9 protein-coding genes are annotated in these 10,774 nt (G+C 37.1%); 5 read left to right on the forward strand and 4 right to left on the reverse strand.

The genetic code is table 11. The features are described 5' to 3' along the window. Positions 1–189: 189 nt before the first annotated feature. Positions 190–1,827, reverse strand: a complete 1,638-nt coding sequence (gene pgi / locus BT797_RS13775) for a glucose-6-phosphate isomerase (protein ID WP_075472430.1) — start codon at positions 1,825–1,827, stop codon at positions 190–192. Positions 1,828–2,114: 287 nt separating this feature from the next. Here pgi and BT797_RS13780 point away from each other — a divergent pair, with 287 nt between their 5' ends. The 5 genes from BT797_RS13780 (at position 2,115) to leuA (ending at position 8,961) form a co-directional block, all read left to right on the forward strand. Continuing rightward, positions 2,115–4,520, forward strand: a complete 2,406-nt coding sequence (locus tag BT797_RS13780; RefSeq protein WP_075472432.1) for a heavy metal translocating P-type ATPase — start codon at positions 2,115–2,117, stop codon at positions 4,518–4,520. Positions 4,521–4,587: 67 nt separating this feature from the next. Next, positions 4,588–4,983 (forward strand): Cu(I)-responsive transcriptional regulator, encoded by a 396-nt coding sequence (gene cueR / locus BT797_RS13785; RefSeq protein ID WP_244534196.1) that lies wholly within the window; start codon positions 4,588–4,590, stop codon positions 4,981–4,983. 77 nt (positions 4,984–5,060) lie between these two features. Beyond that, on the forward strand, positions 5,061–5,705 hold the full coding sequence (locus BT797_RS13790; RefSeq protein ID WP_045108521.1) for a UPF0149 family protein: 645 nt from the start codon (positions 5,061–5,063) through the stop codon (positions 5,703–5,705). A 212-nt stretch (positions 5,706–5,917) separates the two neighbouring features. Further along, positions 5,918–6,964, forward strand: coding sequence for a CobW family GTP-binding protein (locus BT797_RS13795; protein ID WP_045108522.1), 1,047 nt, complete (start codon positions 5,918–5,920; stop codon positions 6,962–6,964). 326 nt (positions 6,965–7,290) lie between these two features. Continuing rightward, positions 7,291–8,961, forward strand: coding sequence for a 2-isopropylmalate synthase (leuA, locus tag BT797_RS13800; RefSeq protein ID WP_075472436.1), 1,671 nt, complete (start codon positions 7,291–7,293; stop codon positions 8,959–8,961). Between the two features lie 49 nt (positions 8,962–9,010). On the opposite strand, the gene BT797_RS13805 is transcribed toward leuA, so the two are convergent. The 3 genes from BT797_RS13805 to BT797_RS13815 form a co-directional block, all read right to left on the reverse strand. After that, positions 9,011–9,382, reverse strand: coding sequence for a hypothetical protein (locus tag BT797_RS13805; RefSeq protein WP_075472438.1), 372 nt, complete (start codon positions 9,380–9,382; stop codon positions 9,011–9,013). A 171-nt stretch (positions 9,383–9,553) separates the two neighbouring features. Continuing rightward, the gene (locus BT797_RS13810) at positions 9,554–10,042 is read right to left on the reverse strand and encodes a hypothetical protein (protein WP_045108525.1); all 489 of its coding nucleotides are present in this window, start codon (positions 10,040–10,042) and stop codon (positions 9,554–9,556) included. 60 nt (positions 10,043–10,102) lie between these two features. Further along, a complete protein-coding gene (locus BT797_RS13815) occupies positions 10,103–10,501 on the reverse strand; it encodes a hypothetical protein (protein ID WP_045108526.1) in 399 nt (132 codons plus the stop codon). Between the last annotated feature and the right edge of the window lie 273 nt (positions 10,502–10,774).

A 10,774-nucleotide genomic window follows, 5' to 3' on the forward strand; every position in this document is an offset into this window, starting at 1 on the left:
CCGATATCAGTAATGATATCGATTTTTTTGTGTCTGTAATTTAAAGATAAGGATATTGCTTATGTTAAATTACAAATTTTACGCTGGCTTGAATTAAGCCCAGAGATAGACAATAAAAAACCAGCCGTGGGCTGGTTTTGTGCATTTTTATTAGGCTAAGTAGAGCGTAATATCTTTATCGTTAATGGATTAGCGCCATGCCTTGAATGTATTAATTAAACCATTTGTAGAACTATCATGACTATCAATTAATTGATCATCATTTAATTCTGGTAAAATTTGATTGGCTAATTGCTTACCTAGTTCAACACCCCATTGATCAAAACTAAAAATATTCCATATAATACCTTGTGTGAAGATCTTATGTTCATACATGGCTAACAACGAACCAAGTGTTTTAGGTGTCAGTTGTTTGAATAAAATAGAGTTGGTTGGGTTATTGCCTGTAAACGTTTTAAACTCAGCTAGTGTGACAATATCTGCTTCTGACATACCTGAATTTGTTAATTCATCAATCACTGTTTGTTTTGATTTACCGAACGCCAACGCTTCTGTCTGTGCAAAGAAGTTCGACATTAGTTTTACATGATGATCTGAGATCTTATTATGTGATTGTGCTGGCGCAATAAAATCACATGGGATAAGTTTTGTGCCTTGGTGGATTAATTGATAGAAAGCATGTTGACCGTTTGTCCCTGGTTCACCCCAGATAATAGGACCTGTTTGATAATCAACGGCTTTGCCATCACGATCAACACTCTTACCATTTGATTCCATATTACCTTGCTGGAAATAAGCAGCAAAACGATGCATATACTGATCGTAAGGTAAAATAGCTTCGCTTTCAGCACCGAAAAAGTTGTTATACCAAACCCCAATTAATGCCAAAATAACTGGGATATTATCTTCCAACGGTGTTTCAATAAAATGCTTATCCATTTCATGTGCACCGCTGAGTAACTCTTCGAAATTATCGAAGCCAATACTCAGTGCAATCGATAAACCAATTGCTGACCAAAGTGAATAGCGACCGCCAACCCAATCCCAAAACTCGAACATATTTTTGGTATCGATACCAAACGCTTGAACAGCGACCGCATTTGTTGATAATGCTGCAAAGTGAGATGCAACATGCTCTTCACTTTCAGCATTCGCCAAGAACCATGATCGTGCACTGTGTGCATTCGTCATCGTTTCTTGTGTCGTAAATGTTTTGGATGCAATTAAAAATAATGTTGTTTCAGGATTTAAGCCTTTTAATGTTTCTGCTATATGGGTACCGTCAACATTTGAAACAAAGTGCATGTTTAGATGATTTTTATATGGTTTTAATGCTTCTGTAACCATATAAGGACCTAAGTCAGAACCACCAATACCGATATTGACGATATCTGTAATTGATTTACCTGTATATCCTTTCCAATTTCCACTAATGATGTCCTGACAAAATGCTTTCATTTGAATTAGGACCGCATTTATAGCTGGCATTATATTTTCGCCATCAACCATTACTGGTGCATTACTGCGATTTCTAAGTGCGGTGTGTAATACTGCTCTTTTTTCAGTTTGGTTGATTTGTTCACCTGACACCATCGCATTAATAGCTGCGGGTAAATCCATCTCATGTGCAAGTGCGGTTAATTTTTTCAGTGTGCATTGGGTGATTATATTCTTAGAGAAGTCGCATAAAATATCATTATTGAATTGCTTTGAGAATTGTTCGAATCTATTAGTGTCATTTGCAAACAAAGTACTGATATTTGTTTTTTGCATGTCTAAATAGTGCGCTTGTAAGGCGTGCCAAGCATTCGTTTCTGTTGGATTCATGATTTTATTTTTCACTTTTACTAAATGGAATTTGGTAATTAATCTACATATCAGACAGGTGAAGATGTTTTAAGGCGCTTCATTCAGCTGTACTCTAATTATATAAGTAATTTTCTTACATGATGATTATTATTCACAAAAATATTGTTGTTAATGCTAGGGATATCGCGTTTTTACGAGATGTTACAAAACTCTTGAATAATAAATCGCGAAATTAACGCCTTGACCTTACACTAAGGGTAAAGGTTATATTCTACTTATATTATCACTAATCGGGTTTTTTCGTTATGTCTAAAACAGTTTCAATTGCTATCGATGGTATGTCATGTGCGGGCTGTGCATCAAAATTAGAGGCCGCGCTAAATGCTGAAAACGGTATTCAAGCTAGCGTTAATTTTGCGCTTGAGAGTGCACAGATATATATAACTGATACCGCAACAAGTCATACTGTTAAAGCGATTTTAGATGATAAAAAATATTACTATCATACCGAATCATTATCACTCTCTGTCGGAGGTTGGTCTTGTGCTAATTGCGCGGCAAAAACCGTATCTAAATTATTAGTAAACAAGCACATTTTAAGCGTTGATGCTAACTTTGCGAGCGAGAAAATAACCGTAACGTATTTTTCTGGTGCAGTCCTTCCTGCGGATATTATTAACTTGATCATTCACCTAGGCTATAACGCGACTGTTAATCGCGGGAGTATGGTGTCACAAACAGAAAATTTATTGGCCAGAGAAGTCGAATTCAAAAGAAAAAATAAGCAGCAGCTGCTATTTGTGATCATCTCTGCTTTATTAACCTTGCCTCTAGTTGCTGGCATGCTAACTATGTTTGTTAGTGATATTAACTTCCTCGTTCCTGTGTGGCTGCAATTATTATTAGCCACACCTATCCAATTTATTATTGGTCGTCGTTATTATTTAGGTGCATATAATTCATTAAAAAATGGTAGTGCAAACATGGATGTTCTTGTTGCTACAGGTACCAGTGCTGCTTATTTCTATAGTTTATATTTATTTTTAACGATAGGTGAAAGTGCACAAGGTGCGCTGTATTTTGAAGCCAGTGCGGTTGTTATTACTTTAATAAGTCTTGGGAAATACTTAGAAGAGAATGCGAAACAAAATACGTCTTCGGCTATTTATGCTCTGATGATGTTAAGGCCTGAAGTGGCTAACGTAAAACGTGGAGATGAATGGCTAAAGCTCCCTATTGAAGACGTCGTCATTGGGGATGAAGTTAGGGTTCTTGCGGGTGAAAAAGTACCGGTAGACGGCGTCATTATTGAAGGTCAAAGTGAATTAGATGAATCTATGATCACTGGGGAGAGTTTGCCGGTATTAAAACTGCTTGGACAAACTCTTATTGGTGGTTCTATTAATGGTACTGGCGTTTTACTGTTAAAGGTAAATGCAGTTGGTAAAGATTCCAGCTTAAATAAAATTATCTCTCTTGTTGAAACAGCCCAAATGGGTAAGGCTCCCTTTCAGCAATTAGTTGATAAGATAAGTAATATTTTTGTTCCGGCTGTGTTGGGTATAGCTACGCTGACATTTTTAGTCTGGTATTTTGGCTTTGATGACTTTGAAAATGGTTTAATTTCTGCTGTAGCGGTATTAGTTATTGCCTGTCCTTGTGCTTTGGGTCTTGCAACGCCGGCAGCATTAGTTACTGGGACCGGATCTGCTGCACGACAAGGTATTTTAATTAAAGATATAGATACCTTGCAAAAAGCACATAAAATTACCGATGTAATGTTGGATAAAACTGGCACGTTAACACAGGGTAAACCCAAGGTTACCGATGTACATTGCTTTGATTATGATGAAAATATTTTAATTAGCTGTGCTGCGGCAGTTCAACAGTTTAGTGAACATCCGTTAGCAAAATCGATTATCAGTTATGCACAAGACAAGCGACTTAAATTATTACCCGCCTCTCAAGTTGAAACTATCATCGGCTATGGTATCAAGGGGTATGTTGAAGAAGACAAAGTTTTGATTGGTAATCGCGAATTAATGCTCGCAGAGGACGTTAGCACTAAAGCTGGTGATTCGTTACTTGTTGAATTAAGTGAACATACCGGTTCAGAAATGTGGATTGCAATAGAGGGTCATCTTGTTGGTTTAGTTTTTATAGCTGATACCTTACGTGTTGAAAGTAGGGCTGCGATTACATTGTTACAACAAGCTGGAATTAATACGATAATGCTGAGTGGTGATAATGCGATGGCGGTAGAAAAAATTGCTGAAGCACTAAAAATAGATCACTATTATGCGCAGGTAAAACCTGAAAACAAATCAAGTTACATCCAAGACCGACAACTATTTGGAAAAACAGTTGCCATGGTTGGTGACGGAATTAATGATGCGCCTGCATTGGCTCAGGCGGATATTAGCATTGCGATGGGGTCTGGCTCGGACGTCGCGATGGAAACTGCCAATATAACGCTATTAAGAAATGATCCTCGCTTAGTATCAGCAGCAATGGATATCTCGAAAATAACTTGGCGTACGATCCAACAAAATTTATTTTGGGCATTTATTTTCAACCTTATCGGGATCCCGTTGGCAGCCGCTGGCTATTTAAGTCCTGAGATCGCTGGCGCGGCAATGGCATTTAGCAGTATTGCTGTATTGTCTAATTCACTACTGATTAAGCGTTGGCAGCCTAAGTTTGTTCGCTAATAAATATATTGAAGCATTATCGATTGCACCATTTTGATTGCCTTGAAACAGTAAAGTAGCAGGTTATATGATGAAAAATATTAGTTCAGTAGCAAAAGAAGTTGGTTTATCAACAAAAACGATCCGTTATTATGAAAGTATTGCTTTAACCTCTGAACCGATACGGGGGGATAATGGTTATCGTTATTATAATAAACGCATTATTGATGAGTTAAATTTTGTGAAGCGAGCGCGAGATGCAGGGTTTAATCTTGAAGAATGTAAAGAATTAGTACACCTCTATAAAAGTGAAGAGCGTACAGCGGCCCAGGTAAAGGCATTAACGTTAGATAAAATCACCGACATTGAAGCGCGTATTGCAATATTACAAGGCATGCACAGCACGCTATTATCATTAGCATCTTCTTGTAAGGGCGATAACTCTTCAGAATGCGCTATTTTAGATCAGCTTTCTATTGAATAAATATCACTGTTGCCTACTTTCCAGTAAACTAAGCACTCAATAACACGACAAAAAATTTGTGAAAGAAAAGGTTTTATATGACTGGTTCAGCATTATCACGCGAAGATGAAATATTATTATCAGATTGGCTATCTGGTGACGAAACACCAAAAGAAACATTATCATTAATTGCAATGAAAGGTTTTTTCTTTGGTTTAGTTGCTGCTCCTGAGCCAATAGAAACTGAAGATTGGATGGATATGATCTTTGGCGGTGCAGCACCACAAAATATCACGGATGATAAACTATTCGCGATTATCTCTGTTTATAACGAGATCAGTGAACAGGTCTATGAAACGGGTGCTAAATTACCAACCGAGTGTATCGAGACTACTAATTTTGCAGACAACTTTAACTCCGGTGAAGCATTAAATGATTGGTCGATTGGTTTTGCGATTGGTGCTGCTTTTTATTATGAAAGTTTAGTTAGCTCACTGGCTGACGACAGTGAAATGCATCAAGCATTGCAAATGGCGTATCTGTGCTTAAGTTATTTTTCCTGTGCTGGTACTGCGCAGCAAATTGCACAATTACAACAAAGTGAATGGGAAACATTTACGCATACCATATTAGAGATGATGCCTGATTTTATTGTCGCTTATGCGCAAGTGATTGAACAGGCGGCATTAGCAAGTGGTAATTATGATGATGACGATTGGAATGATGACGAACTGATTGATTAATCACTTGGTTATTTATTTAATAACCGTGAGTAGTCAGCTGTTATTCACGGTTATATTTATCTCGTAATATTAAGCTTATCGCTTTTGTCCTTTTACTGGCTACTTTTCTTAATTACTATTTTCATATCCTTGCCTATTTTATAAAAATGCCTTATCTATTATGATGTTTCAATGTGATTTTTTGATCGCCGTAATTATACATAGGACGTTTAATGTCGAAACAAGTAGATAAAATACCGACCAATATTATTACTGGTTTTCTTGGTGTTGGTAAAACAACCGCTATCCAACAGTTACTTAAGCAAAAACCGGAAGGTGAAGTGTGGGGGATATTGGTTAACGAGTTTGGTCAGATTGGTATTGATGGCACTTTATTATCTGCATTTACTGAAACGTTAGACAATCAAGAACAGCGTATTATTGTCAAAGAAATCCCTGGAGGTTGTCTTTGCTGTGTAGCCGGACTACCTATGAAAATGGGATTGAATATGTTAATCAGTAAAACCAAGCCTGATCGTATCTTGATTGAGCCAACAGGCCTTGGGCATTTACAGCAAGTAATTAAAGATCTATCTGGTGAATTTTACTGTGATGTTTTAGCGCTCAACGCAACTATTTGCTTGGTTGACCCTATACATCTTAATGATCGTAAATATGTTGAAAATAATCACTTTCAAGATCAAATCAGCTTGGCTGATGTACTTGTGGCGAATAAAACTGAGCAACTCAATAGTGAAGATAAGCGCCGTTTCATGGACTTTTCTGCGCAATTATTACCAGCTAAAAAATCAGTGGTCTGGACGCATCACGGTGAACTTTCAATTGATAGCCTCGCGTTGCCACTTGATTATGGACGCCGGTCTCAACATTTATCTGCGCATCTAAAGCATAGCCATGCACATCACCATCATGAAAAAGAGTTGTTAGCGCTCGATACCGATTTGCGTTTTGAACGTAATCATGGAGAAGGACAGGGTTTATTTAGTTATGGCTGGATTTTCAATTCGCAACAGATATTTAATTTAATGGCACTAGCGACATTGTTAGAGCCTTTGGAAGTGGTGCGTTTGAAAGCTGTGATTAAGACTGAACAAGGCTGTTTTTCGATAAATAGTGTTAATGGCGAATGTGACTTTATGCCTATCAGTGAGTTGGAAACGAGCAAAATCGAATTAATTAGCATGATTGAGTTACCTTGGCAAAAATTGGAGGAGGCATTATGCGATTGTCTCATTCCTGAGGTAAGTAATAGAATTTAAACTTTAAATTGCACTTTTAAAACTAAAGTTGGTTAAATATAGCTTGATTGTTTTATATTTTAGTTATTAATTGCTTCATTTGGCGTAATTCATACAAACAAAACAATCATTATCTGCATCTTTTTACGTATACTTTAATTATAAACTTTGGGTAAAAAATATTGGTGTCGGTGATGGTTGATAAACAATTTAGATCTTTATTACATATGCGACTTGGATACAGTAATTAAGCCTTGAGTGTGGTGCTTAGTTGCTAGTTTACCAAGCGAGATGATCGCTAATTTATCATTGATGATGTGACTGTAAATATGTAAAAGGACTTTAATATGACTACATTTAACCATAGTAAATACCAATCCTTCCCGATCCTAAATATGCCTAATCGAAAATGGCCTAATAAGAGTATTACTCAAGCTCCACAATGGTGTAGTGTTGATTTACGCGATGGAAATCAAGCGCTTGTTGAGCCTATGACTGTTGCGCAAAAGCGCCGTTATTACCAACTTTTATTGGCAATGGGTTTTAAACAAATCGAAGTTGGTTTTCCTGCTGCATCGAAAATGGATTTTGACTTTGTCCGCTGGTTAATTGAAGAAAATAAGATTCCAGACGATGTGACGATTCAAGTTCTAACCCAAGCGCGTGAAAGTCTTATCGAAAAAACATTCGAGGCACTAAAAGGTGTGAAACAGGCGATTATCCACGTCTATAATTCCACGTCGACAGTACAAAGAGAGCTTGTCTTTCAAAAAGATCGTCAAGGTATAATTGATATCGCCGTGCAAGGGGCTACATGGGTGAAACAGCATGCTGATACGAATCCTGGGCCTTGCTGGCAGTTTGAATATTCACCGGAAAGTTTCTCGGGTACAGAATTGGATTTTGCTGTTGATATTTGTGATGCGGTCAATGCAGTTTGGCAGCCAACACCAGAAAATCCTGTCATTATTAACTTACCAGCAACGGTTGAAATGTCGACGCCTAACGTGTTTGCAGATCAGGTCGAATGGTTCTGTGATCACGTGCAGGGTCGAGAGGCTATTACCGTTAGCGTACATACTCACAACGATCGTGGTTGTGCTGTTGCGGCCGCTGAACTTGCTGTGATGGCGGGAGCCGACCGCGTGGAAGGTACCTTATTAGGTAATGGTGAACGTACTGGTAATATGGATATTATTACGATGGCTATGAACCTTTATAGTCAAGGCATAAACCCTAAACTTAACCTCGGCGATATTGATAATATTATTACGACTATAACTGAATGCACCAAGCTACCAGTTCATCCTCGCCACCCTTATGTTGGTGAATTAGTGTATACCGCTTTTTCAGGAAGTCATCAGGATGCGATTAAAAAATGCCTAGACCGTAGAAAACCTGAAGATAGTTGGAATGTGGCTTATTTACCTATTGACCCAACAGATTTAAATCGGACGTTAAAACATGTAATTCGTGTTAATAGCCAGTCGGGTAAAGGTGGTATTGCTTATTTACTTGAACAAGAATATGGCGTGCAGTTACCTCGTTGGTTACAGGTTGAATTCTCTAGTGTGGTACAAAAAAAATCGGAAGAAACTGCTAGTGAGTTGATGATCCCGCAAATATGGCAACTATTTAAATCAACTTATGCAAGTAGTGATGACGTTTATAAGTTAATGGAATATAACGTTAGTCATGGCAATATAGATAAAATACAGGCTCAACTTAAAAATGCTGGCGAATTAACAGCAATTACAGGTGAGGGGAATGGAGCTTTAACTGCCTTTATGCAAGCACTAAAACAGCATTTTAATATTGAATTTGATGTGGTTAACTTTAGTGAACATGCATTAAGTAAAGGTGCAGATGCCGATGCAATAGCTTATTTACAAGTGAAAACTGCAACACAATCTGTTATTGGGGTTGCGGTTAACAGTGATATTTTAACTGCGTCACTAACGGCATTATTAAATGCAGTAAATCAAATAGAAGTGATTAAAAACCTTACAGCCGCATAATAGATAACTGGTGTTTAGTGTTATTGAACACCAATTACCTATATCCGTTTTATTCACAGATATCTGTAGCCCAAGGGCCTAATGTTTTTCCCCCTTGGCCCTTATACTCAAATGTCACGCCTACATGATCTTTGTGCGCCAATCGATAAATGGTACTATTTTTATTTTCACATAACGTATTATGCGTTTGTTTTTCTATTTGATCTTGTTGCCAGATGAGATTGTTGGCTGGCAGTTGGTAAATGACTGTCAGAATAGAGTTATAGCGATCAAATTTCAGATGTTGATAATTATCTGCCATTGTTTGATAACGTACGATAGCCATATTATCTAGTTTGGTGGGCTGGTATTTGTAGTTAGGTGTCGATTGACATCCATATAGACCAGTACTCAGCACAATATATGCAAGTAACTTCTTCATAAAACACCACTTCCTTGTGTTATTTCGATTGTCGTTAATAAGTAATAATATTAACACCATTGGCCATGGTTTAAAGTCATTAACTATCACACTTTAGTGCTGCATAAGGTAAGTGGCTGATAAGTATTAGTAAGTATGGAGACTTAGGCACACTCGTTATGATTTTTTGCACTATTTCTTTAGTCTGAGAATAAAATTAATTGCTTTACCAAGCTGCTGATAACGTTGTAAATCTTTTTTATCATACTTGGTTGATAGGTAGGTAATGTTGTTTCTATTCTTTAAATAGCGAGAAACTTGTAAACGATTGAAATTACCTATTTTGTATAGCATATCAAGTAATGTACTGGCATGTTCATCATCAAAGGCGAGTTTGAGCGGGTATTCCGCTTCTTTATAATCGACTTGTTCTAGCGATACTTTTTTGATTAACTGTTTTTCTTCTAAATATTCTAGCCATTGTTCTATTAACAAAGGCTTACAACCTGCGAGTAGGTTGAAAAAACCACCTGTATCACTTTTACACTGTGTTAGTAGTAAGCAGGCAAAGTCATCATCAGTAGCGCTAAAGGTTACTTCGCCTGATTCTGTCCACAGTAACGATGTAACTTGAATCGTTGCTTGCTCTTGATTAAAACCTTCGCATTTAAAAATAAACATAATTGATTTAAATAATGGAAAAATTAATTATACGCAATTTACCCATAAAAGAATATTAGCTTAATCATGCTCTGTTAATTTATGAGCCAGATCTAAGCATACTTGAAATAAATGTTGAGCCGGAACACTGGTGTTATCTATCGTTGTGAGTTCATCTATTAATAAAGGTAATAATGAAGGCGTTGTACGTTGATATAAGCGGGTTGGTAAACCAATTGTTACTCGAGCTGAAAACGATAATATATCAATCTGACTGGTCGTTATTGATTCTAGTGAATACAAGCAGTCGTGCGGTAACCATATAGATTGTGATTGATTGAGTGTGATAAGTGTTTTACCTAAACGAATGTTGATATCGCCACTGCGCATTATAAGGAGTTGAGCTTTGTATTGTCGTTGGCGTTTGGTTTTTTCTGCTACTAATAGATTTAAGCGGACATATTCGATAGGTAAAGACATGATAGTTTCATTATGAAATAAATGTAGGGATAAAATAATCGATATATGGAGTGATGGCTATTGTAACCATAGATTGGATGTTATTTATCGAGCTGTTTGGTCGTTGATTTGGTCTTTTTGACTGTTATCTGAGCATCTCTTTATCTGGTTACATGTTTTGTTAATAAAGGCTTGCCATGTAAAGCTAGATCTCTATAATGCGACCTCACTGACACGGCAACAGTCGTTCAGATTAGGTGTTTAAAATAACTTAGGTTACTTTTTAAACGTCCT

Origin of the sequence: Moritella viscosa (assembly GCF_900120065.1) — a bacterium.
GTDB classification, from domain to species: Bacteria; Pseudomonadota; Gammaproteobacteria; order Enterobacterales; family Moritellaceae; genus Moritella; species Moritella viscosa.

What these genes read in the sequence shown, in the direction of transcription:
- pgi (WP_075472430.1), bottom strand. Translation starts at nt 1,827, where the DNA reads ATGAATCCAACAGAAACGAATGCTTGGCACGCCTTACAAGCGCACTAT.
- BT797_RS13780 (WP_075472432.1), top strand. Translation starts at nt 2,115, where the DNA reads ATGTCTAAAACAGTTTCAATTGCTATCGATGGTATGTCATGTGCGGGC.
- cueR (WP_244534196.1), top strand. Translation starts at nt 4,588, where the DNA reads ATGATGAAAAATATTAGTTCAGTAGCAAAAGAAGTTGGTTTATCAACA.
- BT797_RS13790 (WP_045108521.1), top strand. Translation starts at nt 5,061, where the DNA reads ATGACTGGTTCAGCATTATCACGCGAAGATGAAATATTATTATCAGAT.
- BT797_RS13795 (WP_045108522.1), top strand. Translation starts at nt 5,918, where the DNA reads ATGTCGAAACAAGTAGATAAAATACCGACCAATATTATTACTGGTTTT.
- leuA (WP_075472436.1), top strand. Translation starts at nt 7,291, where the DNA reads ATGACTACATTTAACCATAGTAAATACCAATCCTTCCCGATCCTAAAT.
- BT797_RS13805 (WP_075472438.1), bottom strand. Translation starts at nt 9,382, where the DNA reads ATGAAGAAGTTACTTGCATATATTGTGCTGAGTACTGGTCTATATGGA.
- BT797_RS13810 (WP_045108525.1), bottom strand. Translation starts at nt 10,042, where the DNA reads ATGTTTATTTTTAAATGCGAAGGTTTTAATCAAGAGCAAGCAACGATT.
- BT797_RS13815 (WP_045108526.1), bottom strand. Translation starts at nt 10,501, where the DNA reads ATGTCTTTACCTATCGAATATGTCCGCTTAAATCTATTAGTAGCAGAA.